Source organism: Pelomonas sp. BJYL3, from assembly GCF_027257975.1.
GTDB classification, from domain to species: Bacteria; Pseudomonadota; Gammaproteobacteria; order Burkholderiales; family Burkholderiaceae_C; genus Roseateles_B; species Roseateles_B flavus.
Map to the genome: position 1 here is coordinate 65681 of NZ_JANZKX010000007.1, position 24866 is coordinate 90546.

At 68.3% G+C, this 24866-nt stretch carries 22 protein-coding genes and 1 tRNA gene; 13 read left to right on the forward strand and 10 right to left on the reverse strand.

The features are described 5' to 3' along the window. Window positions 1–99: 99 nt before the first annotated feature. From O9Y01_RS19630 to O9Y01_RS19650, 5 genes are all read right to left on the reverse strand, one after another. Window positions 100–882, reverse strand: a complete 783-nt coding sequence (locus O9Y01_RS19630) for a zinc-dependent peptidase (protein WP_269633311.1) — start codon at window positions 880–882, stop codon at window positions 100–102. A 2-nt stretch (window positions 883–884) separates the two neighbouring features. Then, window positions 885–1700: a UDP-2,3-diacylglucosamine diphosphatase gene (locus O9Y01_RS19635; RefSeq protein WP_442952781.1), complete on the reverse strand. Its 816-nt coding sequence runs from the start codon at window positions 1698–1700 to the stop codon at window positions 885–887. Next, on the reverse strand, window positions 1681–2187 hold the full coding sequence (locus tag O9Y01_RS19640; RefSeq protein WP_269633313.1) for a peptidylprolyl isomerase: 507 nt from the start codon (window positions 2185–2187) through the stop codon (window positions 1681–1683). Before O9Y01_RS19640 ends, O9Y01_RS19635 begins: the two co-directional genes overlap by 20 nt. Then, window positions 2184–2771 (reverse strand): peptidylprolyl isomerase, encoded by a 588-nt coding sequence (locus O9Y01_RS19645; protein ID WP_269633314.1) that lies wholly within the window; start codon window positions 2769–2771, stop codon window positions 2184–2186. The genes O9Y01_RS19640 and O9Y01_RS19645 overlap by 4 nt, the downstream gene beginning before the upstream one ends. An 80-nt stretch (window positions 2772–2851) precedes the next feature. Then, window positions 2852–3397: a tetratricopeptide repeat protein gene (locus tag O9Y01_RS19650; protein ID WP_269633315.1), complete on the reverse strand. Its 546-nt coding sequence runs from the start codon at window positions 3395–3397 to the stop codon at window positions 2852–2854. Window positions 3398–3522: 125 nt separating this feature from the next. On the opposite strand from O9Y01_RS19650, the gene cysS reads away from it, so the two are divergent. The 7 genes from cysS (at window position 3523) to map (ending at window position 10582) form a co-directional block, all read left to right on the forward strand. Next, complete coding sequence (gene cysS, locus O9Y01_RS19655; protein WP_269633316.1) at window positions 3523–4896, forward strand: cysteine--tRNA ligase; 1374 nt, start codon at window positions 3523–3525, stop codon at window positions 4894–4896. Next, complete coding sequence (locus tag O9Y01_RS19660; RefSeq protein ID WP_269633317.1) at window positions 4896–5549, forward strand: DNA-3-methyladenine glycosylase family protein; 654 nt, start codon at window positions 4896–4898, stop codon at window positions 5547–5549. Before cysS ends, O9Y01_RS19660 begins: the two co-directional genes overlap by 1 nt. Window positions 5550–5667: 118 nt before the next feature. Next, entirely contained in the window at window positions 5668–6639 is a 972-nt protein-coding gene (locus O9Y01_RS19665; protein WP_269633318.1) for an acetyl-CoA carboxylase carboxyltransferase subunit alpha, read from the forward strand. Window positions 6640–6667: 28 nt separating this feature from the next. Further along, entirely contained in the window at window positions 6668–8002 is a 1335-nt protein-coding gene (tilS, locus tag O9Y01_RS19670) for a tRNA lysidine(34) synthetase TilS (RefSeq protein WP_269633319.1), read from the forward strand. Window positions 8003–8127: 125 nt separating this feature from the next. Next, entirely contained in the window at window positions 8128–9396 is a 1269-nt protein-coding gene (locus O9Y01_RS19675) for an aspartate kinase (protein WP_269633320.1), read from the forward strand. A 72-nt stretch (window positions 9397–9468) separates the two neighbouring features. Continuing rightward, window positions 9469–9561: transfer RNA gene (locus O9Y01_RS19680), tRNA-Ser, on the forward strand. Window positions 9562–9787: 226 nt separating this feature from the next. Then, window positions 9788–10582, forward strand: a complete 795-nt coding sequence (gene map, locus O9Y01_RS19685; RefSeq protein WP_269633321.1) for a type I methionyl aminopeptidase — start codon at window positions 9788–9790, stop codon at window positions 10580–10582. Between the two features lie 58 nt (window positions 10583–10640). Here map and O9Y01_RS19690 read toward each other — a convergent pair whose 3' ends face one another. Beyond that, window positions 10641–11942, reverse strand: coding sequence for a sensor domain-containing phosphodiesterase (locus O9Y01_RS19690; protein ID WP_332108762.1), 1302 nt, complete (start codon window positions 11940–11942; stop codon window positions 10641–10643). 293 nt (window positions 11943–12235) lie between these two features. Next, on the reverse strand, window positions 12236–13741 hold the full coding sequence (pdxR, locus tag O9Y01_RS19695; RefSeq protein WP_269633323.1) for a MocR-like pyridoxine biosynthesis transcription factor PdxR: 1506 nt from the start codon (window positions 13739–13741) through the stop codon (window positions 12236–12238). 99 nt (window positions 13742–13840) lie between these two features. On the opposite strand from pdxR, the gene O9Y01_RS19700 reads away from it, so the two are divergent. Together O9Y01_RS19700 and O9Y01_RS19705 are read left to right on the forward strand one after the other, a co-directional pair. Further along, window positions 13841–14458 carry an FMN-binding negative transcriptional regulator gene (locus O9Y01_RS19700; protein WP_269633324.1) on the forward strand — a complete coding sequence of 206 codons (618 nt, stop codon included), beginning with the start codon at window positions 13841–13843 and terminating at the stop codon, window positions 14456–14458. 39 nt (window positions 14459–14497) lie between these two features. Then, complete coding sequence (locus O9Y01_RS19705; RefSeq protein ID WP_269633325.1) at window positions 14498–15094, forward strand: GNAT family N-acetyltransferase; 597 nt, start codon at window positions 14498–14500, stop codon at window positions 15092–15094. Window positions 15095–15185: 91 nt separating this feature from the next. Here O9Y01_RS19705 and O9Y01_RS19710 read toward each other — a convergent pair whose 3' ends face one another. Then, entirely contained in the window at window positions 15186–16871 is a 1686-nt protein-coding gene (locus O9Y01_RS19710) for an electron transfer flavoprotein-ubiquinone oxidoreductase (protein WP_269633327.1), read from the reverse strand. A 273-nt stretch (window positions 16872–17144) separates the two neighbouring features. On the opposite strand from O9Y01_RS19710, the gene O9Y01_RS19715 reads away from it, so the two are divergent. The 3 genes from O9Y01_RS19715 (at window position 17145) to O9Y01_RS19725 (ending at window position 19846) form a co-directional block, all read left to right on the forward strand. Then, complete coding sequence (locus tag O9Y01_RS19715; protein ID WP_269633328.1) at window positions 17145–17927, forward strand: SDR family oxidoreductase; 783 nt, start codon at window positions 17145–17147, stop codon at window positions 17925–17927. A 3-nt stretch (window positions 17928–17930) separates the two neighbouring features. Next, the gene (locus O9Y01_RS19720; RefSeq protein ID WP_269633329.1) at window positions 17931–18560 is read left to right on the forward strand and encodes a YceH family protein; all 630 of its coding nucleotides are present in this window, start codon (window positions 17931–17933) and stop codon (window positions 18558–18560) included. 152 nt (window positions 18561–18712) lie between these two features. Further along, the gene (locus O9Y01_RS19725; protein WP_269633331.1) at window positions 18713–19846 is read left to right on the forward strand and encodes a PLP-dependent cysteine synthase family protein; all 1134 of its coding nucleotides are present in this window, start codon (window positions 18713–18715) and stop codon (window positions 19844–19846) included. An 86-nt stretch (window positions 19847–19932) separates the two neighbouring features. On the opposite strand, the gene O9Y01_RS19730 is transcribed toward O9Y01_RS19725, so the two are convergent. Further along, a complete protein-coding gene (locus tag O9Y01_RS19730; protein WP_269633332.1) occupies window positions 19933–21192 on the reverse strand; it encodes an alpha/beta hydrolase family protein in 1260 nt (419 codons plus the stop codon). A gap of 347 nt (window positions 21193–21539) precedes the next feature. Between O9Y01_RS19730 and O9Y01_RS19735 the strand changes: the two genes are divergently transcribed. Beyond that, window positions 21540–23690 carry an alpha-amylase family glycosyl hydrolase gene (locus O9Y01_RS19735; RefSeq protein ID WP_269633333.1) on the forward strand — a complete coding sequence of 717 codons (2151 nt, stop codon included), beginning with the start codon at window positions 21540–21542 and terminating at the stop codon, window positions 23688–23690. 99 nt (window positions 23691–23789) lie between these two features. On the opposite strand, the gene O9Y01_RS19740 is transcribed toward O9Y01_RS19735, so the two are convergent. Continuing rightward, window positions 23790–24815, reverse strand: coding sequence for a hypothetical protein (locus O9Y01_RS19740; RefSeq protein ID WP_269633334.1), 1026 nt, complete (start codon window positions 24813–24815; stop codon window positions 23790–23792). Window positions 24816–24866: the final 51 nt, after the last annotated feature.

The window sequence follows — 24866 nt, forward strand, 5'->3', positions numbered from 1 at the left end:
CCTCCATCCCGGTCGCCGGAGCCCCCGTGGGGGCGGGTGGTCTCGGCAATGAATGGCGCGGAGCCTGGAGGCGCCCCGGGTGCGCGTGACGCGCGCGGCTCAGCCCGCTGCCGGGTCCTGGCGGTAGTAGCTTGTGAAGAGCGCATACAGCGCCGGGTGCTCCTGCCGCATGCGGACGGCCTCCACGAAAAAAGCCTCCGAGGCCACAGCGAAGAACTCGTCCACCGACTCGACGCCGTAGGGATCGATCAGCGTGTCCTCGCCGGCCTCGACACGCTCGCAGAACTGCTCCCAGGCGGGGTCGATGACCTCGATCCAGGCCTGAGTGGCCTCTGCGGACGGCAGGGCGGGGATGCCATCGATGGCGCCATTGCTCATGTCCAGCACATGGGCGAACTCGTGGATCACCACGTTGTAGACCGGGCCGGCGCCCAGTGCGGGGTCAGGCTGGAGTTCGCTCCAGGCCAGCATCAGCGGGCCGCCCTCCATGGCCTCGCCGGCCAGTTCCTCCTCATAGTGATGGACCACCCCGTCCTCATCCATGAACTCGCGCGTGGCCCTGACCTGGGACTCGTGCATCACGATGCCCACGAAGCCGTCATAGACCTCCAGGCCCAGGGCCAGGACGGGCAGGCAGGCCTGCGCGGCGACGGCCACGGCGACCTCGTCGCTCACCTCGAAACCGCCCGCACCGTGGAATTCCTTACGGGCCAGGAACAGTGAGCTGAGGCGTCGCAAGGTGCTGAGGTCGGCGCTGCTGCGGCGGGCGATGAAGGGGTAGCGCGCCAGCGTGAGCGCCCACAGGGCATCGGGAATGGCGTGGCGCGCCAGTTGGCGGCGCTCGCGCCTGTCCTGCCAGGCCTGCAGCAGTCGGTGCAGCATGCTCAGGTGCAGGCGGCGGCCAGGGGCCATCGCTGCAGGCCCCGGGCGTCCAGGCGCAGCACTTCGGCGCGAGGCGCCGGTGCCTCCAGGTCCCAGTCGCTCAGGACCTCGCGGCTCAGGCCCTCGCCCAGCGCGTGTGCCGCCGGGCGGTGGGTGTGGCCGTGGATCAGGATCTGGCAGGCCTGCGCGCGCAGCGCGGCGCGCACGCTGTCGGCATCCAGGTCCGCCCACAGCTCGGGGCGATCCGCATGCCCCGCCTTCTGCGCCATGCTGCGTTCGCGCAGGCCGCGGGCGATGTCCCGACGCTCCTGCAGCGGCCTGTCAAGGAAGGCCTGCTGCCAGGCCGGGCCGCGAACCTGGGCGCGGAAAGCCTGATAGTCGCGGTCCTCCAGGCACCAGGCGTCACCGTGGCTGAGCAGGTAGCGCTGACCGAAGGCCTGCAGCACGCAGGGGTCGGCGAGTCGGGTGAATCCGGCTTCGCGGGCCATGGCGGCGCCCAGCAGGAAGTCGCGGTTGCCGGCCATGAAGAAGAGGGCGGTACGGGTCGAGGCCTGCGCGAACATCGCCAGCAGGCCGGCTTCAAAGGGCTGGTGCCGGGCGTCGTCGCCGATCCAGACCTCGAAGATGTCGCCCAACAGGAAGACGGCATCGGCCGGCGTGTGGCTCAGGTAGTGAGCCAGCGCCGCGCGTGTGCCGGGGGTGTTCTCGGCCAGGTGCAAGTCCGAGATGAGGTCGACCGCCCGCCACGTGGGCGGGGCGATCCACTCGCCTGGCAGGGCATCCAGGCAGGGCAGGGGGTCAGCCCTGGACTTCAACAGCCTTCTCGATGACCACGGCTTCCTTGGGCACGTCGCCATGGCCGTTCTTGTTGCCGGTGGCGACCTTCTCGATCTCGGCCACCACCTCGGCGCCCGCGACCACCTTGCCGAACACGGCGTAGCCCCAGCCGGAGGGCGACTCGGACTTGAAGTCCAGGAAGTCGTTGTTCACGGTGTTGATGAAGAACTGGGCCGAGGCCGAGTGCGGCGCGTTGGTACGGGCCATCGCGATGGTGTACTGGGCGTTCTTCAGGCCGTTGTTGGCTTCGTTCTGGATGGGCGCATCGGTAGGCTTCTGGTCCATGTCGGCGGTGAAGCCGCCGCCCTGGATCATGAAGCGCTTGATCACGCGGTGGAAGATGGTGCCGTCGTAATGGCCCTTGTTGACGTAGTTCAGGAAGTTCGCAACGGTGACGGGGGCCTTGACCTCGTCCAGTTCGAGGCGGATCACGCCCTTGTTGGTGGTCATTTCGACAAACTTGCTCATGGCTTGGACTCCACAGTGGCCTTGTTGATGAAGATGGGGGTGGTCGGCAGGTGCTGGAACATGCCCTGGGCGGCGACCGGCGTGGCGCGGATCTTGTCCACGACCTCCATGCCCTCGATGACGCGCCCGAACACGGCGTAGCCGCGGCCGTCGCGGGTGTTCTCGGCATCCAGGCCGCTGTTGTCGGCCACATTGATGAAGAACTGCGCGGTGGCTGAATCCGGGAAGGCGGCGCGGGCCATGGAAATGGTGCCGCGTTCGTTCTTCAGGCCGGACTTGTCTTCCAGGGGGATGGCAGGGCGGGTGGGCTTCTGCACCAGCTTCTCGGTGAAGCCGCCGGTCTGGATCATGAAGCCGTCGATCACGCGGTGAAAGATCACGCCGTTGTAATGGCCGGCCTTCACATACTGCAGGAAGTTGGCGACGGTCTTGGGCGCCTTCTCGGCATCCAGCTCGATGCGGATGTCTCCCTGGCTGGTGGCCAGCTTGACGACCTGGGCCTGGACGCCCACGGCGGCCAGCAGAAGGGTGCAGGCGGCGAGCAGCCGGCGCGGATGGGAACGAAGCGGGGTGGCAAAGGCCATGGTGGCAGGACTCCCTTGACGAGCTTCCAGGGTGGAGAGGACCAGGGCCGCCCATGGGCGGCCAACCGGCGCATTCTCGCTCAGCGGGCGGGGGTGTTCAGACCGCGCAGCAGTTCCTGCGTGCGGCGCAGCTTCAGGCCGGCATTGACCGAGCTCTGCGGGCCCGGCTTTGCCGCGACGGCGTAGGCGCGCGCGGCCAGCTGCAGCAGCACATCCCCCAGGTTCTCCTGGGCCTGGACATGCTCGGGCTGCAGGCTCACCGCGCGTTGGAGGGCCTCCTGGGCCGCGTCGATGTCACCGCGAGCGGCCAGGATGACCGCCAGGTTGTTGAAGGGATCCGCCAGGTCGGGGAAATCTTCGGTGAGGCGTCGCAGCTGCGTCTCGGCCTGCGCCGTCTCGCCGGATTCCATGCGCATCAGCGCGAGGGCAAAGCGCATGCGGGCGTTGTTGGGGTCCTCGACCAGGGCCGTCTCGAGGGTCTTCTTGGCCTCGGCCTGATGGCCCTGCAGCCATTGCTGCTGGGCCTTCTCCAGCTCGCCGGCTGCCAATGCCGGGGTGCTCCAGGCGAGGCCGGCGGCCATCAGGAGGGCGAGGAGTCGGGGCAGGGCGGGGTGGCAGGACTTCATGTGTTGGGGCGGAGGTGGCGGGAGCCCAATCGGTATACTGAACGATTCTATAAGCTGGCCCTGCACAGCCTTGCACCTCCCGGTGAAGGCCCTGTCCGGCGTCAACTCTTTCGCCCTGCGAGTCCATGTCCCTGCGCATCTACAACACCCTGACCCGCGCGGTCGAGCCCTTCGCCCCCCTCGAGCCTGGCCATGTGCGCATGTATGTGTGCGGCATGACCATCTACGACCTCTGCCATGTGGGCCATGCCCGCATGATGATGGCCTTCGACGTGGTCCAGCGCTGGCTCAAGGCTTCGGGCTTTCGGGTGACCTATGTCCGCAACATCACGGACATCGAGGACAAGATCATCAAGCGGGCACTGGAGCGCGGCATCACCATCCGCCAGTTGACGGACGAAATGATCGCCGCCATGCACCGCGACATCGGTGCCCTGGGCGTCGAGCGCCCCACGCACGAGCCTCGCGCCACCGAGTACGTGGGCCAGATGCTGGACATGATCGGCCTGCTGGAGGAAAAGGGCCTGGCCTACCAGGCCGCCAACGGCGATGTGAACTACGCCGTGCGCAAGTTCGAGGGCTACGGCAAACTGTCCCGCCGCAACCTGGACGAGCTGCGCGCCGGCGAGCGCGTGGCCGTGGATGAAGGCAAGCATGATCCGCTTGACTTCGTCCTCTGGAAGGCCGCCAAGGCCGACGAACCTGCCGATGCTAAGTACGATGGCCGCTACGGCCCTGGCCGCCCCGGTTGGCACATCGAGTGCTCGGCCATGAGCTGCGCCGTGCTGGGCGAGACCTTCGACATCCACGGCGGCGGCCTGGACCTGCAGTTCCCTCACCATGAGAACGAGATCGCCCAGAGCGAGGGCGCCCTGGGCAAGCCCTTCGTGCGCTACTGGATGCACAACGGCTTCCTGAATGTCGACAACGAGAAGATGTCCAAGTCCCTGGGCAACTTCTTCACCATCCAGGACGTCCTCAAGAGCTACGACGGCGAGACGGTGCGCTTCTTCATGCTGCGCACCCATTACCGCAGCCCGATCAACTACAGCGACGCCGCCCTGGACGACGCCCGCCAGGCCCTGCGCCGCCTGTACACGGCCCTGGACGGGGTCGATGCGTCCAATGGCGCCATCGACTGGGCCCATCCGGCCGCCGCAGCCTTCAAGGCGGCCATGGACGAGGACTTCAATGCGCCCGCGGCCCTGGCCGTGCTCTTTGACCTGGCCTCCAGCGTCAACCGCAGCCGTTCCCCCGAGGAAGCGGGTCTGCTGAAGGCCCTGGCCGCCACGCTGGGCCTGCTGCAGCAGGCGCCGCGCGCCTACCTGCAGGCCGGCAGCACCCTCGACGAAGCGGCCATCCAGGCCCAGATCGAGGCCCGTGCTGCGGCCAAGGCTGCCAAGGACTTCGCTGAAGCCGACCGCATCCGCAAGGCCTTGCTGGATGCTGGCATCGTGCTCCAGGACTCGCCCTCCGGCACGAGCTGGATGAAGGCCTGATGGCGCGCTCGTCTGCCGCCGGGGTCACCCCGGACTACTGGGACGAGGCCTGCAAGCACCTGGTCAAGCGTGACCGGGTGATGAAGAAGCTCATCCCGCAGTTCGGCGAGGCCCGCCTGCAGAGCAAGGCTGATGCCTTCACCACGCTCGCGCGCTCCATCGTGGGCCAGCAGATCTCGGTGAAGGCGGCGCAGTCGGTCTGGGACAAGTTTTTGGCCCTCGTGACCGGACCCGTCCACCGCATCCAGCCGGCCGCCGTGCTGGCCCTGGAGGTGACGGCGCTGCGGGGTGCCGGCCTGTCCGCCCGCAAGGTGGAGTACCTGCGGGACCTGGCCGAGCACTTCGAGGCCGGCCGCGTGCATGTGCGCCAATGGACGCAGATGGACGACGAAGCCATCATCGAGGAGCTTGTTGCCATCCGTGGCATCGGCCGCTGGACGGCCGAGATGTTCCTCATCTTCCATCTGATGCGCCCCAATGTCATGCCCCTGGACGACCTGGGTCTGCTCAAGGGCATCAGCGAGAACTACTTCTCCGGCGAGCCTGTTTCGCGAGCCGAGGCGCGGGAAGTCGGGGAGGCCTGGGCACCCTACCGTTCGGTAGCCACATGGTACATTTGGCGAAGTCTCGATCCGCTACCGGTGGAGTACTAGCCCATCCCGTACCGGCTGCGCCAGCCCCCAACAAGGGGTAGCCGCAGCCCCGGCCCAGGTGCCGCCCAGGCTTGCAGCCCGGGCTTGCGCGATGGGCTTTTTGAAATCAGGACGACTGATGAGCAAGAAACATTTCCTCGAATTCGAGCAGCCCATTGCCGAGCTCGAAACCAAGATCGAAGAGCTGCGCTACGTGCAGAGCGAGTCCGCCGTCGACATCTCCGAAGAGATCGACCGGCTCTCCAAGAAGAGCCAGCAGCTCACCAAGGACATCTACTCCAGCGTCGCGCCCTGGCAGACCTACCAGGTGGCCCGCCATCCGCAGCGCCCGCAGACCCTGGACTACTGCAAGGATGTCTTCACCGAGTTCCAGGAACTCCACGGTGACCGCCACTACGCCGACGACGCCGCCATCGTGGGCGGCATCGCCCGCTTCAACGGCCAGCCCTGCGTGGTCGTGGGTCACCAGCGCGGCGCCGACGCCAAGGAGCGCACCCTGCGCAACTTCGGCATGCCGCGCCCCGAGGGCTATCGCAAGGCCCTGCGCCTGATGAAGCTGGCCGAGAAATTCGGCCTGCCCGTCTTCACCTTCATTGACACCATGGGTGCCTATCCCGGCATCGGGGCCGAGGAGCGTGGCCAGTCCGAGGCCATCGGCCGCAACATCTTCGAGATGGCGCAGCTGGAAGTGCCCGTGATCGCCACCGTGATCGGTGAGGGCGGCTCCGGCGGTGCTCTGGCCATCGGCGTGGCCGACCAGGTGCTGATGCTGCAGTTCTCGGCCTACTCGGTGATCTCGCCGGAAGGCTGCGCCTCCATCCTGTGGAAGACCTCCGAGCGCGCACCTGACGCGGCCGATGCCCTGGGCATCACGGCTCACCGTCTGAAGGCCCTGGGCCTGATCGACAAGATCGTGAACGAGCCCGTCGGCGGTGCCCATCGTGACCCGAAGCAGATGTGCTCCAACCTCAAGCGCGCCCTGTCCGATGCCCTGCGCCAGGTCTCCGACCTCAAGCCCAAGGAGCTGCTGGACCGCCGCTACGAGCGCCTGCAGGCCTATGGCCGATTCAGCGACACCAAGAACCGCTGAGCCCGAACCTGGCGCCAACGGCGCCTGCGTGGCCGTTGCCTGGAGCGGCGGCCGCGACTCCACCGCCCTCATGCATGCCACGGCGCGCTGCGCGCAGGCCCTGGCGCATGAGGGTTTTGCTTTGCGGGTGCTGGGCCTGCACGTGCACCATGGCCTGAGCCCGCAGGCGGACGCCTGGCTGGCGCAGCTGCAGCGGCAGGTGGCGGACTGGGCGGAGGAGGGCTTGCCGGTCGCGCTGCGCTGGCATCGGCTGGCTGGATCGCCGGGCCCGGGGGACAGCGTCGAGGCCTGGGCGCGTGAGGGCCGCCATGCCGCGCTGCAGGCCATGGCGCAGGAGGCGGGAGCCTCCCTGCTGCTGCTGGCCCATCACCGGCGAGATCAAGCCGAGACCTGGCTGCTGCAGGCCCTGCGGGGTGCCGGCCTCGCGGGCCAGGCCGCCATGCCCCGGCAGCAGCTGCGCGAGGGTCTGGTGTGGGCGCGTCCCTGGCTGGATCAGCCGCGGGAGCGCATCGAGCACTATGTGCAGGCCCTCGCTCTCCAGCATGTGGAGGATGAGAGCAATGCCGACCCGCGCTTTGCCCGCAACCGCCTGCGCCTGCAGCTGTGGCCCCTGCTGAACGCCGGCTTTCCCGGTGGCGAGGCCGCACTGGCCCAATCAGCCCGCTGGGCGCAGGAGGCCGGGGACCTGCTCGACGAGCTTGCCGGACAGGATCTTGAGGCCTGGACGCAGCCGCCTGCCGGGCTGGATCTCTCGGCCTGGGCGGCGCTGACCCGCCCGCGGCTCAGCAATCTGCTGCGGCACTGGCTGCGCGAGCGCCTGGGGCGGCCGGCGCCGGCCAGCCTGGTGGAGCGGCTGCTCGGTGAAGCGCCGCAGGCGCCCGCTGGGGCGTCGTGGCCAGCTGGCAGCCGGGTGATCCAGAAGCACCGGGGAGCCTTGCTGGTCCTGTCGGCGCCGGTGCAGGAGGTGCCGCGAGCGGCCGCCTCCCGGATGGACCTCAGCCGGCCCGGCCTGCATGCCTGCCCGGCCTGGCGTGGGAGTTTCCAGGTCGATGTGGTGAATGAGCCTTCGTCAGAAGCTGTAGGCTCATCGCTATTGCGCAATGTGATCTTGCGTCAGCGCGAAGGCAGCGAGCAATTCCAGCGGGCGCGCGGCACGCCGCCGCGATCCCTGAAGAAGTCCTGGCAGGCCGCGGGCGTCCCTGCGTTGGCGCGCGGCGGGCCCCTTGTCTTTCTGGATTTCCCTGGGAAAGCGGGGCTGGAGGCGCCGCTGCTGTGGGCGCCTGCGCTGGGCCTGGACGCGCGTTTCGCGGGGCAGGGCGAAGGGCCCTGGCTGCGCCTGAGCTGGCGGCCGGACGCTCCCTGACGAGGGGCTGAAGCCCAGGCCGCTGGCCGGGCGGGGCTTCGTGCTTCGCCAAGGCCAACCGTAGAATCGGCCACTGCGACCGCGGCGCAAGAAACCCCCCTCCAACTCCGCGCAATTTCACAACCATGGCATTGATCGTTCACAAGTACGGCGGCACCTCGATGGGCTCGACCGACCGTATTCGCAACGTGGCCAAGCGCGTCGCCAAGTGGGCGCGTGCAGGTCATCAGATGGTGGTGGTGCCCTCGGCCATGAGCGGCGAGACCAACCGCCTGCTGGGCCTGGCCAAGGAGCTCTCGCCCGCCAGCAGCAGCCCGGCGCTGATGCGCGAGCTGGACATGATCGCCGCCACCGGCGAACAGGTCTCGGTGGGCCTGCTGGCCATCGCGCTGCAGGCGGAAGGCCTGGAGTCCGTCAGCTATACCGGCTGGCAGGTGCCCGTGGCCACGGACTCGTCCTATACCAAGGCCCGCATCGAAAGCATCGATGACAAGCGCGTGCGCGCCGACCTGGCCGCCGGCAAGGTGGTGGTCATCACAGGCTTCCAGGGCATCGACGAGCACAAGAACATCACCACCCTGGGCCGTGGTGGTTCCGACACCTCGGCCGTGGCCATCGCCGCCGCGATGAAGGCCGACGAGTGCCTGATCTACACCGACGTCGACGGCGTCTACACCACCGACCCGCGCGTGGTGCCCGAGGCGCGCCGCCTCAAGAGCATCAGCTTCGAGGAAATGCTCGAGATGGCTTCGCTGGGCTCCAAGGTGCTGCAGATCCGCTCCGTGGAATTCGCGGGCAAGTACCGTGTGCCGCTGCGCGTGCTGTCCAGCTTCACACCCTGGGACATCGACATCAACGAGGAAGCCAAGTCCGGCACCCTGATCACTTTTGAAGAGGACGAAAACATGGAACAAGCCGTCGTGTCGGGCATTGCCTTCAACCGCGACGAGGCCAAGGTGACGCTGCTGGGCGTGCCTGACAAGCCTGGCATCGCCTTCCAGATCCTCGGTCCCGTGGCGGAAGCCAATATCGACATTGACGTCATCATCCAGAACGTCTCGCACGACGGGAAGACCGACTTCAGCTTCACCGTGCACCGCAACGACTACCAGCGCACCATGGAGCTGCTGGAGAAGACCGTGGCCCCGGCCACCGGTGCGGCCAAGGTGCTGGGCGATCCGCGCATCTGCAAGGTCTCCATCGTGGGCATCGGCATGCGTTCCCACGTGGGCGTGGCGTCCAAGATGTTCCGCTCACTGAGCGAGGAAGGCATCAACATCCAGATGATCTCCACCAGCGAGATCAAGACCAGCGTCGTCATCGACGAGAAGTACATGGAGCTGGCCGTGCGCGCCCTGCACCGTGCCTTTGATCTGGACCAGGACGCCGCCTGAAAGCCGCCTGATAAAAAATCAGGAATTTGTAGCGGAGCCTGAAAAAGCACTGCTATACTGCGAGGCTCTGCTGGAGACGTGACCGAGTGGCCGAAGGTGCTCCCCTGCTAAGGGAGTATGTGGGCAAAACCTGCATCGAGGGTTCGAATCCCTCCGTCTCCGCCAGACAGTATTGAGAAACCCGCCCAAGCGTGCTTGTGGCGGGTTTTTTCATGGGCCGCCGCTTGTTCTGCATGGGCCTGTCCCGCAGTCATCGGTCATGGGCTCCGCGGCCTGAAGCCCTCGGTATGGCCTGCTTTCGGGCCTTTCATCCATCCGTGATGGCCCGAGCCGCGGCCGTTCAATTGCACATCAGAATGCACGTGGACCAACACGTGGGGAGCCTGCCGTCATGAATCCGCCTGTGAAGATCCGCAATGCCGAGGAGATTGCCAAGGCCCGCGAGGCTGCCGGCCTGGTGGCGCAGGTGCTGGCCATGATCGGCGAGCATGTGAAGCCCGGCGTCAGCACCGAGGACCTGGACCGGATCTGCCATGACTTCATCGTCAATGAGCTCAAGGTGATTCCGGCGAACGTGGGCTACCACGGCTTTCCCAAGACCATCTGCAGCTCGGTCAACGAGGTGGTCTGCCATGGCATCCCCACGCCGTCCAAGATCCTGAAGAACGGTGACATCGTCAATATCGACGTGGCCATCATCAAGGATGGCTGGTTCGGCGACAGCAGCCGCATGTTCTTCGCGGGCGAGCCCAAGCTCCATGCGCGCCGGCTCGTGAACACCTGCTACGAGGCCCTGTGCGCCGGCATCCGCCAGGTCAAGCCCGGCGCCACGCTGGGCGACATCGGCCATGCCATCCAGAGCATCGCCTTCCGCGATGGCTACAGCGTGGTGCGCGAGTACGGCGGCCACGGCATCGGGGACATCTACCACGACGCCCCTCACGTCAATCACTTCGGCCGCCCGGGCGAAGGCCTCAAGCTGCAGCCGGGGATGATCTTCACCATCGAGCCCATGATCAATGCCGGGCGCCGCGAGGTGAAGGAGATGAAGGACGGCTGGACCGTCGTCACCAAAGACCGCTCGCTCTCGGCGCAGTGGGAGCACATGGTGCTGGTCACCGAGACCGGCTTCGAGGTGCTGACGACCTGGCCGGACGGCCTGGGCCACTACCCGGCCATCGCCTGAGCCATGCTCAAGTTCGCTTGAACTTCGCCTGAGCGCGACCGCGCTGCCGGGGCAGGCCTCAGTGAGGCCGGCGCCCCACCAGGCTCTGCGCCTGCTCCAGCGGCATCGGCCGGCCCAGGTGGTAGCCCTGCGCGCGGCCAATGCCCAGGCGGCGAATGGTCTCCAGCTCCGCCGTCGTCTCGACGCCCTCGGCCACGATGTGGCAGCCCGTTTCCGAGGCAAAGCCATGCATGGCCGCCGCCAGCGCGCGGCGCGAGCGATCGGAATCGATGCAGTGGGTGATGCTGTAGTCCATCTTCACGATGTTCGGATGCAGGTTCAGGATGTGCCTGAAGCTCGCATAGCCCGCGCCTGCATCGTCGATCGCCACCCGCAGGCCTTGCGACTGCAGGGGCAGCATGACGGCGGCGATGTCCTCGTAGCGTTCGACCACCTGGTGTTCAGTGACCTCCACGACGATGCGCTCGAGCGGGTATCCCTGCAGCACCGAGGCGAAGTGCCCGTTGACGATGGTCTCGGGTGAGGTGTTCACCGTCACGTAGATGTCGGGCGGCAGCTGTGTCAGTGCCTCCAGGGCCAGGCGGATGGCCTTGGTCTCCATCTCGACGGCCCGGCCCACATGCGCCGCCTCGGCAAACCAGACATCGGGCGAGCGCAGCGGCTGCAGCGAAAAACGCGCCAGCGACTCGAAGCCGCCGACCCGCGCGTTGCGCACATCGACGATGGGCTGGTAGACCATCTTCAGGCCATCGGCATTGCAGACGGCTTCGATCCTGTCCTCCACGAGGCGGCGGGCCTCCTGGGCGGCCAGGGCGTCCTGGATCTCCTCGGCTGCCATCTGCGCGAAGACCCGCATCATGTCCAGGTCCCTGCGCGTGAGGGTGTGGTCGGCCGAGCGGCTGAAGCAGCAGAAGGTGCCGTAGAGCTGGCCGTCCGCCAGCCGGATGGGAACGCTCAGGTGCGCGCCCACGGGCAGGGCCCGCGTCGCAGGCAGGCTCAGCGCCTCGGTGTTGAGACAGGCATCGGTGATCAGCTCCGGCAGGCGGCCGTCCACGACGCGCTGGCAATAGCTTTCTTCCAGCGGGTCGGAAGCGCCGACCTTGACCGGCCCCTCTGCCGCCTCGGCGTCCACATGCCTGAAGACACGGCGCCCGTCGATGAACTCCGAGATGAAGGCGACCTCCATGCCCAGGTGCCGACGGATGGCCTGGAGGCCGCGCTCGAGCGGGGGCCGGGTGCTGTACCTAGAGGGCGACCCCGATGAAGACGCCGAAAACGCCGAAGGCGCCGAAGGCGACACCGGTGACGTCGAAGATCGCTGCACAAGGGCCAGAGCGGCCGAGGTGAGTACATCTTTCACTGCAACCTCCGAGAACTGCAGTTGCTCCGGCGCTCCGGAGACTTACGGGTGCCCGCTTCGCGGTGCTGTGGATGATGCTCTCACAAGACGTCTGCCTTGACCAGCATCGCCCCGCAGGCCGCTCAGGTGCGGAGCCAGGCGCCTGGTCGTCGGCCTTGCCGGGCCCTCTGGCGGCTGAGGTGCCCGTGCTAGTGCCCACAGGGAGCGGCAAGCGGATCGGAGGGCAGGATGCCGGCATGACCTGCCGGGATGACCTGCCGGAGAACCCGCGATGGGCTGTCTTGCGCAGGCGCTCAGCCGAGGACGGGGCGCCAGGCCTGGGCCAGCGTCTGCACAGCGCGCCGGGTGGCCGCCGGTGGGAGCGCGGCAAAGCCCAGGACCAGGCCCGCGCGTGCCGAGGCCTCGGGCAGGCCGCCCACGTGCCGCATCGCGCCGACCTCCAGCTGCGCCGCGGTGGCGGCCTCGGTCAGGCGGCGTTCCAGCCCGGCTTCCGGCAGGGGCAGGTAGGCATGCAGGCCGGCTTCGGGCGCGGGCAAGGGCAGGCCCAGAGGCTCGATGTGCCGGGCCCAGGCGCCCAGCAGGGCGTCGCGGCGCTCCCGGGCCGCTCGCCGCATGCGGCGCACATGGCGCAGGAAATGGCCCTGGGCGATGAAGTCGGCCATGACCTGCTGGTCCATGCAGGCACTGTGGCGGTCCAGCACGGCCCGCAGCCGCGCCAGCGTCGGCAGCCAGCCGGGTGGCGCCACCAGATAGCCCAGGCGCAGTCCCGGGAACATCAGCTTGGACAGGCTGCCCACGTAGAGCGTGCGGCCGGCGCTGTCCAGGCTGGACAGCGGGGCCAGGGGCAGGCCGACGTGGCGGTACTCGCTGTCGTAGTCGTCCTCGAGGATCCAGGCCTGCTGCCGGCGCGCCCAGGCCAGCAGGTCCATGCGGCGCTGCAGGCTCATGGCGACCCCGGTGGGAAACTGGTGCGACGGCGTCACGTAAAGCAGGCGGCAACGCGGCCCCAGGGCCTCCAGCGCGCCGGGCCGCAGGCCTTCGGCGTCCACCGGGACCGGGTGCACCTTGGTGGCGGCCAGGGCCAGGGCGGCGGCGGCGGAGCGGTAGCCGGGCGACTCCAGGGCGGCCTCGTCCCCCGGCCCCAGCAGGGCCATGGCGGCGAGGGTGATGCCTTGCTGCGCGCCCGCCGTGATCAGGATCTGCCCGGCATTGCAGGCCAGGCCGCGGGCGCTGCACAGGTAGTCGGCCAGCCACTCGCGCAGCGCGGGCAGGCCGGCTGGATCGCCATAGGCCAGCTCGCGCGTGTCATGGCGGCGCCAGGCCTGGGACTGCAGGCGGGACCACAGCGCGGCGGGGAACAGGTCCATGGCCGGACTGCCCCACCGGAAGGCCCGCACCGGGCCGGCCGGCGTGCGCGAAGGCGTGAACGCCTGCAGGCCCAGCCAGCGCGGTGTCTGCGGCAGAGGGGCTGCCGATGGCGCAGCGGGCCCCGCGCCTGCCGGGCTCATCTGTGCCAGCGGCGGCGTCACATAGCTGCCGTCGCCGACGCGGCTCTTGATCAGCCCTTCGTCCAGCAGGTGTTCGTAGGCCCGCACCACCGTGTTGCGAGACAGGCCCAGCGCGCCCGCCAGCTCGCGCGTGGTGGGCATGCGCGCGCCGGCGGGAAGGCGGCCCTGCAGCATGCGCAGGCGCAGCTGTTCCACCAGCTGCCGGGTCAGCGACCCCGAGCCGTCCAGGCGGATGCCGGCGATGTCGAAGGGCAGGGCGGGCCTGCCGGCCATGCCGTGGCGGTCAGTCATGGCATTGGTCTCATTGCATTGCACGGAATTGGATCTTTCATCGTACCAATTGAGCTTCTATGCTGAAGCCTCCCTGCCGCATGAACCGCCCGTCACCGCATGTACACCCCCAAGCATTTCCTGCTCGACGATCCCGCACTGCAGCGCCAGCTGGTCGCGGAGCATCCTCTCGCCCTGCTGGTCGCCGCCAACGCGCAGGACCCCGCAGCGCCGCCGCTGGCCTTTCACCTGCCCATGGTGTGGGTGGAGGACGGGGGGCAGTCGTGGCTGGAGGGGCATCTGGCCCGCGGCAATCCGCATCTGGCCAGCCTGTCTGAGGGGCAGGCGCTGCGTCTGGTCTTCACTGGTCCGGACGCCTATGTGTCACCCGCCCACTACGACAGCCCGCTCAACGTTCCGACCTGGAACTACCTGGCCCTGGAGGTCGAGGGCCGCTTGCAGTTCGTGGATGAGCCCATGGCCAAGGACCGCCTGCTCAAGCGCCTGATCCAGCCGCGCGATCCGGCCTACATCCCGCAGTGGCTGGGCTTGCCGGAGGATTTCCAGCAGCGGCTGCTCTCGGCCATCGTCGGGCTGCGGGTTGAGCTGACGTCCGTCCGGGCCAAGGCCAAGCTGAGCCAGAACCGGGCGGCCGGCGAGCGGGAGCGCCTGATCGAGCATTTCGACGCCGGCGCCTCGCCCGCCATGGCTCGCTGGATGCGCCAGCTGGGCCTCTGATCCGCACCGATTCAACCCTGACCCTCCCTGATTCCCGCCATGACAAGACCTGACCCTCTGGACGTTCGCCCCGTCACCCTCACCGGCCGCCTGGTGCAGCTGGAGCCCCTGAGCCTCGACCATGTGGACGGCCTGTGCGAACAGGGCCTGGACCCGGCGCTGTGGCGCTGGATCCCCACCGGCGTCAGCACGCCGGCCGAGATGCAGGCCTATGTGGAGGCGGCGCTGGCGGACCAGGCGCGGGGTCAGGCCTTGCCTTTCGTGATCCGCGAGCTCAGCAGTGGCCGCATCGTGGGCAACACCCGCTTCGGCAACATCTCGGCCGCGGACCGGCGTCTGGAGATCGGCTGGACCTGGGTGGCCGCCAGCCATCAGCGCACGGGCGTCAACACCGAGGCCAAGACCTTGCTCCTCACCCATGCCTTCGAGACCCTCGGCGCGCATCGCGTGGAGCTCAAGACCGATGCGCTCAACGAGAAGTCCCGCAACGCCATCGCCCGCATCGGCGCGGTGCAGGAGGGCATCTTCCGCCGACACATGGTCTGTGCCTCGGGGCGGGTGCGCGACACCGTCTACTTCTCCATCATCGACAGCGAATGGCCCGCCGTGAAGGCCAGGCTCGCCGCCATGGCCTGAAGGCTCCAGCCAGGGCGAGATACCCCCGGCGGAGCGGCCAAGAAGCAGAAAGCCCGCATCAGCGGGCTTTCCTCTTGCGGACGGAACAGGCTTACATGCCCGCGTAGTTCGGCCCGCCGCCGCCTTCCGGCGTGATCCAGACGATGTTCTGCGTCGGGTCCTTGATGTCGCAGGTCTTGCAGTGCACGCAGTTCTGGGCGTTGATCTGCAGGCGCTCGCTGTTGTCCTCGTTCTTCACGAACTCGTAGACGCCGGCCGGGCAGTAGCGGCTCTCCGGGCCGGCAAAGCGGGCGAGGTTGACCTGGACCGGCACCGAGTCGTCCTTGAGCGTCAGGTGCACCGGCTGGTCTTCGGCGTGGTTGGTGTTGGAGATGAACACCGAGGAGAGGCGGTCGAAGGTCAGCTTGCCATCGGGCTTGGGGTAGTCGATCTTGGCGCTTTCGGCGGCCGGGCGCAGGTAGACGTGGTCCGGCAGCTCGCGGTGGATGGTCCAGGGCGGGCTCTTGAAGCCCAGCTTGGGCAGCAGCCACTGCTCGATGCCCGTCATCAGGGTGCCGACGGTATTGCCCTTCTTGAACCACTGCTTGAAGTTGCGCGAGCGGTCCAGCTCTTCGTGCAGCCAGCTCTTCTCGAAGGCGGCGGGGTAGGCGCTCAGCTCGTCGTGCTGGCGGCCCGCGGCGATGGCCTCGAAGGCGGCCTCGGCGGCCATCATGCCGGTCTTGATCGCGGCGTGGCTGCCCTTGATGCGGGCGGCGTTGAGATAGCCGGCATCGCAGCCGACCAGCGCACCGCCGGGGAAGACCTGCTTGGGCAGGGACAGCAGCCCGCCGGCCGTGATGGCTCGGGCGCCGTAGCCGATGCGCTTGCCGCCCTCGATGTGCTTGCGGATGCTGGGGTGCGTCTTCCAGCGCTGCATTTCCTCGAAGGGCGAGAGCCAGGGGTTCTTGTAGTCCAGGCCGACCACATAGCCCAGCGTGACCTTGTTGCCTTCCAGGTGGTAGAGGAAGCCACCGCCGTAGGTCTCGTGGTCGGCCGGCCAGCCGGCGGTGTGCACCACCAGGCCCGGCTTGGCCTGGCCTTCGGGCACTTCCCACAGCTCCTTGATGCCGATGGCATAGGACTGCGGATCCTTGCCGGCGTCCAGCTTGAACTTGGCGATCAGCTGCTTGCCCAGGTGGCCGCGGGCACCCTCGGCAAAGATGGTGTACTTGCCCAGCAGCTCCATGCCCAGCTGGAAGCCGTCGTGTGGCTCGCCATTGCGGCCCACGCCCACATTGCCGGTGGCCACGCCACGCACGCTGCCATCGTCACCGTAGACGATCTCGGCGGCGGCGAAGCCGGGGAAGATCTCCACGCCCAGGCCTTCCGCCTGCTCGCCCAGCCACTTGGTGACCGCGCCCAGCGCGACCACGTAGTTGCCGTGGTTGTGGAAGCACTCGGGGATGAGCCACTGCGGCGTGTCGCGCGCGCCGTCCTTGGACAGGAATAGCACCTCGTCGGCCGACACCGGCTGGTTCAGCGGCGCGCCCAGTTCCTTCCAGTTCGGGAAGAGCTCGGTGATGGCGCGCGGGTCCATCACGGCCCCCGAGAGGATGTGGGCGCCGGGCTCCGAGCCCTTCTCCAGCACGACCACGGAAAGCTCCTGGCCCTTGGCGTTGGCCAGCTGCTTCAGACGGATCGCGGTGGACAGGCCGGCCGGGCCGCCGCCCACCACGACCACGTCGTATTCCATGTTCTCGCGCGGGCCGAACTGGGCCAGAAGTTCTTCGCTGGTCATCGGGTGTCCTTCAGGATTTGTAATGGGCTTTGCCGCCACCGGGGCTCGCCCGGTTTCGGCACAATTGCGGCGCATTCTACTGGGGTGCTCTGAAAATAGAACGATCGTGCTATTTTTGTGGCGCCAGACCCTAGAGACGCCGCTCTAGCCGGGTGTTGTCCCCGATGTTGTCGCGCAGGGCTGGCCGTACGTCTGCCTCCGTGGCAATGCAGGCGCCATGGGGCCGTCGCCAGGGCTTAACATCCCCCGGACATTGCATGAAGGACGCAAGCCATGAGCTACAGCATTGATCTGGAAGGGCGCGTGGCCCTGGTGACGGGGGCCAGCAGCGGCCTGGGGGCGCAGTTCGCGCGCACGCTGGCCCGGGCCGGTGCGGGCGTGGTGCTGGCCGGGCGCCGCATCGAGCGCCTCAAGGACCTGCGGGCCGAGATCGAGGGCGCGGGCGGTGACGCCCACGTCGTGGCACTGGACGTCACCGACCTCGACTCCATCAAGGCCGCCGTCGCCCATGCCGAGACCGAAATGGGCACCATCGACATCCTGGTCAACAACTCCGGCGTGAGCACCACGCAGAAGCTCACCGATGTCACCGTCAACGACTACGACTTCGTGATGGACACCAATGTGCGCGGCGCCTTCTTCGTTGCACAGGAGGTGGGCAAGCGCATGCTGGCGCGGGCCCGCGGCGCGGCGCCGGGCACCTTCACCGGCGGGCGCATCGTCAACATCGCCTCCATGGCCGGCCTGCGCGTGCTGAGCCAGATCGGCGTCTACTCCATGAGCAAGGCCGCCGTCATCCACATGACCCGTGCCATGGCGCTGGAGTGGGGCAAGTTCGGCATCAACGTCAACGCCATCTGCCCCGGCTACATCGACACCGAGATCAACCACCACCACTGGAGCACCGAGCAGGGCAAGAAGCTCATCGAGCTGCTGCCGCGCAAGCGCGTGGGCCACCCCCAGGACCTGGACACCACCCTGCTGATGCTGTGCGCCAACGAGAGCCATTTCATCAACGGTGCCGTGATCCAGGCGGACGACGGTTTCGGGGTCTGATCGATGAGCTTGCGTGACCTGAGCGCCGCCGAGGCGCGCGTGCTGGCCGTGCTGGTGGAGAAGCAGCACACCGTGCCAGACAGCTATCCCCTGTCCCTCAATGCCCTGACCCAGGGCTGCAACCAGAAGACCGCGCGCGAGCCGGTCATGAACCTCAGCGAGGCCGAGGTGCTGGAGGCCTTGAACGAGCTCAAGGGCATGAGCCTGGTGCAGGAGGTGAGCGGCAGCCGCGTCGTGCGCTTCGAGCACAACCTGCGGCGCGTCTACGGCGTGCCCGGGCAGGCCGAGGCCCTGCTGACCGTGCTGATGCTGCGTGGTCCGCAGACCGCCGCCGAGCTGCGCCTCAATTGCGAGCGCCTGCACCGCTTCGCCGACATCTCCTCCGTCGAAGGCTTCCTGGACGAGCTGGCCGAGCGCCAGCCGCCGTTGGCCGTCAAGCTGCCGCGGGCCCCTGGCGCGCGCGAGCAGCGCTGGGCGCACCTGCTGGCCGGCCCGGTGGCCATGGAGGCGGCACCCGCCGGCAGCGGCGGCGAGCCGCCACGGCGCGACGAGGAGCTGCACGCCCTGCGCGCCGAGGTCGACCTGCTCAAGGCGCAGGTGGCGCGCCTCATGGCGGAGCTGGGCCTCGGCTGAGCCGGTTGCGGCGTCGGCGGCCGGGGCGTGCGCCGCGTGGCTTGACGGCAGCCGGGCGTCCTCCCGTGTCTGGTCTGACCCGCCTCAAGGGCCTGCCTCGCTGAGCGCCGCAACACCGCTGACTTCAAGCCCTGCGCTGCTACAGTGCCCGCATGCATGCCGCCCTCACCACCGCCTCCCCTCAGGACTGGGTGCGCCAGGCCGTCGCCCGCATCGAGGCCGACTTCCAGCGCTCCGCCGACACCCACCTGATCGCCCTGTCGCTGCCGGGCTTCGCGGGCATCGACCTGTACCTCAAGGACGAATCCAGCCACCCCACCGGCAGCCTCAAGCACCGCCTGGCGCGCTCGCTGTTCCTGTACGCGCTGTGCAATGGCTGGCTGCATGAGGGCAGCACGGTGGTGGAGTCCTCCAGCGGCTCCACGGCGGTGTCCGAGGCCTACTTCGCACGTCTGCTGGGCCTGCCCTTCGTTGCGGTGATGCCGGCCACGGTGTCCACCGAGAAGATCCGTGCCATCGAGTTCCAGGGCGGCCGCTGCCACCTGGTGCAGGACCCGACGCAGATCTATGTGGAGTCCCAGCGCCTCGCACGCGAGCTGGACGGCCACTACATGGACCAGTTCACCTACGCCGAGCGGGCCACCGACTGGCGCAGCAACAACAACATCGCCGAATCCATCTTCGAGCAGATGAAGAAGGAGGCCCACCCGGTGCCGCGCTGGATCGTCTGCTCCGCGGGCACGGGCGGCACGCTGGCCACCATGGGGCGCTTCGTGCGCTACTCGCGGCACGCCACCCTGGTCTGCGGGGCCGATGCCGAGCGTTCGGTCTTCTACGAGCACTACCTCAGCCGCGACCCGGCGCTGCGCATCGAGCAGGGCTCGCGCATCGAGGGCATCGGGCGTCCGCGCGTGGAGGCCAGCTTCCTGCCCTCGGTCATCGATGCCATGGTGAAGCTCCCCGACGTCTGGTCCCTGGCGGCCACGCTGGCCCTCAGCGAGCACCTGGGCCGTCCCGTGGGCCCCTCGACCGGCACCAATCTCCTTGCGGCCCTGGCCTGCGCACAGCAGATGCTTGAGCGCGGCGAGCAGGGCTCGGTCGTGACGCTGCTGTGCGACAGCGGCGAACGCTACCGCCACAGCTACCACGACGCCGGCTGGCGCCAGGCCCAGGGCCTGGCCTGCGAGGCCGAGGCGCAGGCCATGACGCGCCTGCTGCTGCAGGGGCAGTGGCCCGAGGCCCTGCTGGAGGGCTGGGGGCTGGCCGGGGCGCTGTCGCGACCTTGAAGCGGCCCTGAAGCGGGTCTGAAGCGGGTCTGAACCGGCCCTGAAGCGGCCCGCCAGCGAGGGGCGTGAACCGCCCCCGTCTCAGCTCACAGATCCTTGGCCACCGTGCCGAACTTCTGCAGCATGAAGTTCCAGAAGGGCTGCACGCAGTCCAGGTGGCCCGGGGGCTGGGCCGGGCAGTCGGTCAGGCTCACGAGGCTGCCGGCGCCGCGCTGCTGCATGGCGGTCAGCGTGTCGGTGGAGGCGCGGTAAGTCACGGTGGCGTCCTGGCGGCCGTGGTAGAGCCACAGCGGCAGGGCGGGCTTCCAGTCGTAGACATTGCTGCGGGCCTCGATGCCGGCCACGTCATCCATGAGGTAGAGGTCCAGGAAGGTCGGGTCGAAGGTCACGTCGGCATCCTCGCCCACGGCCTTGCTCAGCAGGAGGTCGCGTACTTTGCGGCGGTCGCCGTCACCCAGCAGCTTGAGGAAGCCGGGGTTGAGCAGCAGGCCCAGCACCTTGTTCTCATCCTTGACCTTGGCCAGCAGGTCGTCGAGCACGCGGTCCACCTCATAGGGGCCGGCGCCGGCCACGGTCATCTGCAGCTGGGCCTTGTGCACGCTGGCGCCGGACTGCAGGGCCCGGTAGGCCGCCACGCTGGCATAGCCGCCTTCGGAGTAGCCCCCCAGGAAGAGCTGCTGGTTGTCCTTGATGCCCTGGGTGTAGCGCCAGTAGCGCGCGGCCGTGAGCAGGTCGTTCACTGCCGCAGCCGTGGGCGCGGACTGCAGGTAGGGGTGGGGGCGGCCCTTGCTGACGCCATAGCCCACGTAGTCGGCAGCCAGCACCACATAGCCGGCCGAGGCCATGACCACGGCGGCTTCGTCGGCGGTGGCGTGGTTGCTGGGGGCCTCGGCGTCCTTGATGGTCGTGCCGTGCTGGTAGCTCAGCACCGGGCTGCGGCTGCCCGCGGGCTTGACGGGCACGCAGACCAGGGCCGACGCCTCCACGCTGGCGCCGCTGCCGTCCACGGTCAGGTAGGTCAGGCGCCAGGTCTGCACGGCATAGCGTGGCACCAGACTGGGCGCGTTGGGGCCCGCGGCGGTGATGGCCGCCTGGATGTCCTGGCTGCTGATCAGCTGCAGGGCCTTGGCGGACTTCAGCTCGCCGGGGCCGCTCACCGGCAGGACCGGCGGCTCGGGCTGCACAGGCGGCTCCGGGGGCTTTTCGGGGCTCGTGCCGCCGCCACCACCGCCACTGCCGCCGCAGGCCGACAGCAGCAGGCCGGCGGCGAGGGCCAGGCTGGCCAGGGCCTGGGCGTGGCCAGCGAGCCGCTCAGGCGGCGGGGTCAGGTCTTGTCTTCGAGTCATGGGGCGCTCCCTGTGTTTTTGGAGCGATTGTCCCGTGCTCCGGCCTCCTGCAGCGCAGCGCCCGAGCGGCGCGGGCGTAAGCCGCCCGCTTTCATCGTTGGTGTGTATCAAAAATACATATTTTGACGATAGGAGTGCCGCGATACTTTCCCAATCTGAGGCAGGCTTGTCGAAGTTTCAGGCAGGTTTCAAGGCGTTGTCCTGGTGTTCGTACGGATTTGCTGCCGTGATGATGTAGCAATACTACGAAAACAAACCCGGCGCCCACAGGGCGATCGGGGGCGTGAGGGATCCCTCATCCAACGCAAGGACGGGCCGGCACAGGCCCGACACAGGAGACAAGAGACATGCCTACCCCCCATGCCGGCCGCCTGCGGCCCGGGCTCCGCCTGAGCCTGTTCACCGTGGCCGCGCTGACGGCCCTCGCCGCTGCTGCCAGCCCGGACACCCACGTGTCCAACAAGCAGAGCTTTGCCACCGACGTGGTCTACCAGATCGTCACCGACCGCTTCAAGGATGGTGACGCCGCCAACAACCCCACGGGCGCGGCCTTCAGCGCCGGCTGCACCCAGCTCAAGCTCTACTGCGGCGGTGACTGGAAGGGCATCACCCAGAAGATCAGCGACGGCTACCTCACCGGCATGGGCATCACCGCCCTGTGGATCTCGCAGCCGGTGGAGAACATCAGCGCCGTCATCAACTACTCGGGCACCAACAGCACGTCCTATCACGGCTACTGGGCGCGCGACTTCAAGAGGGCCAACACCGCCTTCGGTTCCATCGCCGACTTCCAGGCGCTGATCACCGCCGCGCACAACGCCGGCATCAAGGTGATCATCGACTTCGCGCCCAACCACAGCTCGCCCGCCGACCCGGCCAACAGCGCCTTCGCCGAGAACGGCCGGCTCTACGACAACGGCACGCTGCTGGCCAGCTACAGCAGCGACCCCAACGGCCTCTTCCACCACAACGGCGGCACGACCTTCTCCTCGCTCGAGGACGGCATCTACCGCAACCTCTTCGACCTGGCCGACCTCAACCACAACAAGGCCACGGTGGACGCCTACTTCAAGTCCGCCATCCAGGGCTGGCTGGACCTGGGCGTGGACGGCCTGCGGGTCGACGCCGTCAAGCACATGCCCATGGGCTGGCAGAAGAACTGGATGGCCCACATCCACGGCTACAAGCCCGTCTTCACCTTCGGCGAGTGGTTCCTGGGCGTCAACGAGGTGGACCCCGCCAACCACGCCTTCGCCAACGGCAGCGGCATGAGCCTGCTGGACTTCCAGTACGCCCAGCGCGTGCGCCAGGTGCTGCGCGACGGCAGCAAGACCATGCAGGACCTGCACCAGACCATCGTCGACACCGCGGGCCAGTATGGCCAGGTGATCGACCAGGTCACCTTCGTGGACAACCACGACATGGACCGCTTCCATCAGGCCGGCGCTCCGCAGCGCCGGCTGGAGCAGGCCCTGGCCATCACCCTCACCTCGCGCGGCGTGCCGGCCATCTACTACGGCAGCGAGCAGTACATGGCGGGCAACGGGGACCCGAACAACCGCGCGATGATGAGCGGCTTCGGCACCGGCACCACCGCCTATCAGCTGATCAAGAAGCTGGCCGCCCTACGCAAGAGCAATGCCGCCCTGGCCTACGGCACGCAGCAGGAGCGCTGGCTGAGCCCGGACGTCTACCTCTACGAGCGCAAGTTCGGTTCGCAGGTGGTGCTGGTGGCCGTGAACCGCAGCGCCACGAGCGCCACCACCATCAGCGGACTCGTGACGGCGTTGCCGGCGGGCAGCTACACCGACATGCTCGGCGGCCTGCTGGGCGGCGGCTCCCTGAGCGTGGGCAGCAGCGGCGCGGTCCCCAACTTCGTGCTGGGTGCAGGCGCCGTGGCCGTGTGGCAGGCCGCCCCCGCCATCAGCACGCCGACGCTGGGTCATGTAGGCCCCATGATGGGCAAGCCGGGCAATGTGCTGACGATCGATGGCCGCGGCTTCGGCGCGACCAAGGGCTCGGTCTTCTTCGGCAGCACGGCGGTGACCGGCGCGAGCATCCTCAGCTGGGAAGACACGCAGATCAAGGTCAGCGTGCCTGCCATCGCCGCGGGCCCCTACGCCATCAAGGTGCGCAACGCCAGCGCCGTGGACAGCAATGCCTATGCCGGCTACCAGCTCCTGAGCGGCCCGCAGGTCACGGTGCGCTTCATCGTCACCAATGCCACGACGGCGCTGGGCGAGAACGTCTACCTGACCGGCGACCGCTTCGAGCTCAGCAACTGGAGCAGCAGCACGCCGGTGGGGCCGGCCTTCAACCAGGTCGTCACCAGCTACCCGAACTGGTACTACGACGTCAGCGTGCCGGCCAGCACCACGCTGCAGTTCAAGTTCATCAAGAAGAACGGCAGCGCGGTCACCTGGGAAGGCGGCGCCAATCACACCTTCACCACGCCGGCCAGCGGCACGGCGACGGTGACGGTGAACTGGCAGCCCTGAGTGGCGTCCGGCGGCGTCCACCCCGCCTGAGAAGAACGCCGCCCCGCGTGTCCGGCAGGACAGCGGGGCGGCGTTGTACCGGGGCCGGCGGGCCGGGGCTCAGTCGATGAGCTCGCGCCGCAGCGTGGCTTCGTCCCAGTCGCCGTTCTTGCGGCGGGTCTGCTTGCCGCCCTCGATCACGAGGTAGGTGGGCAGGCCGTTCACACCCAGCTGCTGGCCCACGGGGCTCTGGCCCACGCTCTGCCAGGGCTGGAAGCTCATGCGCAGGAACACCGTGCCCTCGGGCACCGGCCGGCTGGACAGCGCGGCGTAGACCGGGTTGGCGCGGATGCAGTGGACGCAGTTGGCATCGAAGCTGGTCACCTGCAGCACCACGCGCTGCCGGGGGTGCTCGGCCAGCCACTTCTCCAGGTCCTTGGGGGCGATGTCGACGATCTTCGGCGGGCCGGCGGGCGGTTCCGCCACGGGCGCCGCCGCAGCGCTGCGCTGAAGCGGCGGCGGCAGGGCGGCGCTGGACGCCGGCGCCTGCTGCTGGGCGATCCAGGCCTTCAGCGGGCCCAGGTCCAGGCTGGCCGACTGCACCAGCTTGACCGTGGACACGGGGCGCTCGCCGAACAGGCCCACGCGCACGGCCGCGACGGCATCGGGCTTGTAGGCCATGAAGTAGAGGCCGTGGTGGCCGAAGCGGTAGAGGTCCAGCTTCTTGCCGAGCATGTCGAATTCGTTGCGCCAGCTCTGGGAGCTGTCATCACTGCCATCCGGTGCCTGGCAGGGGATGTCGCAGATGGTCACCAGCTCGTAGCCCTGGGCCTTCAGCTGCCCGGCGTAGTGGCGGGCGATCAGCAGGGGGCTGTCGTCGTTCTTGTGGTCGTACTGGACCACGCTGACGGCGCCTTCATAGTTCATGCGCCAGCGGCTCTGCCGGCCGCCGCCGGACTTGCGCTCCGGCGGCGAGATGGGCAGCGTGCCCTGTTCCAGCGGATTGATGTGCCGCACGTACTCGCTGGCGCGAGGGAAGGGTGTGAGGGTGGCTGCGGCCTGCGCCTGGGCGGCCTGCCCGGCGCCGGCCATCAGCAGGGCCAGGCCTGTGCCGGCCAGGCGGCCGCGCGTGGAAGAAGAAGTCATGTCACTCCCCGAATCGTCTTGTCATGGGCGGGCAGCCGGGCCCCGGCCACC